Raw genomic sequence first — 1931 nt, 5'->3', positions numbered from 1 at the left:
CTTGCACCGCCGCCTATCGGGGCGGCGGCAACTTATCTACGAAGAGGCATCTTCATGTTTTATGTTGAGCGCGATACCGCGGGCCAGTTGGTCCGCGTGGAAGCCCTACCGTTCGACGGCATGACCGAAATCCTGGCGTCCGACTCGCAAGAGGTTGCCGCTTGGCAAGCCAGCCGCAGCGCCGAGTCGAGCTTGCAGAAGTTGCGTCAAAGCGACCTCGAAATGGTGCGGGTCCTTGAAGACTTGATCCAGACATTGATTGGCAAGGGGGTCATCATGATCACTGACCTGCCACCCGCCGCACAGACCAAGCTGCTCAATCGCCGCCAGGCGCGCGAAAGCCTCGGCGGAATCCATCGCCTGATCAACGAGGAAGAACGAGGCTTTTTCTGACGGCGCACGTTGCGGGCACCGTTGCGGTGCCCTTGAGTCAGATCAATCCGGCTTCTTCGAGTGCCTTCTCGAGCGCAATCAGGTCGGGAATACGCGCGACATCACCTGAGATCGTCGCAGCCGACAGCTCGAACGGTGCCAGGTCAACGTCTGCCCGGGCCAGGGATTGGTCAAGCCGGACTGAGCGTGGAATGCCCTGCAGTACCAACCCAAGAAACTTCACATCGCTCCGGCCGCCCTGCGCGTTGATGATCGCGATCCGGCTACGCTCGGTCGCTTTGACCTCGCCACCGCTCGTGGCTTCAAACCCAATAAGAGGTAGGCGAAGGTCACGCCACTCGAGCTGCCCCAAATACCAGTCTGGTGCCCCTTCGGCGGCTTTCGCCGGCCGGTAGCCGATCAGCTCGGCCATGGCTACCTGTGGCAGTAGCAGCGTCCTATCGCCCAGCGGCATGAGTAGGCCCATCAGGGTAGAGGGCAGCGTGACGACATCTGGATTACTCATGCACCCTCCGCCAGGTTACGTTGCTCGACGAGTCGCATGATGAACGCCTGCGCCAATTCGCGTGGCTCCGCACTGAACGTCACGTGGCCCGTTGCGCGCGCACTATCCGGCAGGCTTGGGCATTCACAGCTCTCGCTTCGCTGCGCCCAGACCTCCGCCTGATGCCGACGCGCATATCCCAGCGCTGAACTGCCATCGCTTCCCGTACCACTGAACAGCACCACACCGGAGCGCGCGGTATACCGCTGCACGAGGTTCAGGACCATCTGGTCGATTGAAGGGCTGTAAGGCTCCTGCCAGCCATGTGCCGCCAAGCGGATGGCCCCTCCTTCGCCAAGACTCAGCTCCCGCGTAACCGGTGCGATGACGACCTCTCCGCAACGCACGGGCTCACCTTCCTGTGCCACACGCACGGTCCAGTCCGTATGGCAGCCAACCGCCTGCGCCAGGCTGCCTTCCTGCCCATCGTTGATATGCTGTGCATAGACGAAGCCTACTGGTAGCCCAGTTGGCAGCGCATCGATGAACGCCTTTACCGCTTGCGGCGCACCCAGCGAACCGGCCAGCAACCAGACCTGTTCCGCGGGTGTTCCCGCAGCCAACACTGTGCCTTCCAACTCCGCTGGTAACGGCAGCGCGGCCACACGATCAGTATCGTTGTAGAGCGCCTCGAGGCTCTCAACCACTGAAGACGTGGAGTCGCCAATGAGCTGCTTGAGCTTGCCGAAGAATCGCTTTTCCCACAGGGGATACTGCTCGGACTGGCGTTCCGGCGCCTGGCCTTCTCCGTACAACACAGGCGCATCCGTTTGCTGAAGGAGCCTATCCACCAAAGGCGAATCTTCAGAGAGGGCAAGGTCGACCAGCCAAAGGTCGACCTCACTGCTGGCCAACGCCGCCTCGTCGAGCCGAGACGGGCTGTTATTCAGCACCACCTGATAGCCGTTGTTGACCAACGCTTGCTGCAACGCACCGCGTTGCAGGGATGTGTCGGCGATAATTGCGACACGCGGCATGCTGTTTTCCGTCATCT

General features: G+C 61.4%; 3 protein-coding genes. 1 reads left to right on the top strand and 2 read right to left on the bottom strand.

Annotated features, from left to right (window positions below):
* Positions 1–54 precede the first annotated feature (54 nt).
* On the top strand, positions 55–393 hold the full coding sequence (locus ACY8D3_RS21030; RefSeq protein ID WP_462380791.1) for a tryptophan synthase subunit beta: 339 nt from the start codon (positions 55–57) through the stop codon (positions 391–393).
* Between the two features lie 37 nt (positions 394–430).
* Here ACY8D3_RS21030 and ACY8D3_RS21025 read toward each other — a convergent pair whose 3' ends face one another.
* A complete protein-coding gene (locus tag ACY8D3_RS21025) occupies positions 431–898 on the bottom strand; it encodes a chemotaxis protein CheW (RefSeq protein ID WP_462380790.1) in 468 nt (155 codons plus the stop codon).
* Positions 895–1929 (bottom strand): chemotaxis protein CheB, encoded by a 1035-nt coding sequence (locus ACY8D3_RS21020; protein WP_462380789.1) that lies wholly within the window; start codon positions 1927–1929, stop codon positions 895–897. The genes ACY8D3_RS21025 and ACY8D3_RS21020 overlap by 4 nt, the downstream gene beginning before the upstream one ends.
* Between the last annotated feature and the right edge of the window lie 2 nt (positions 1930–1931).

The organism is Pseudomonas sp. Marseille-QA0892 (assembly GCF_054950135.1).
This window is presented reverse-complemented; position numbering and strand designations above follow the sequence as displayed.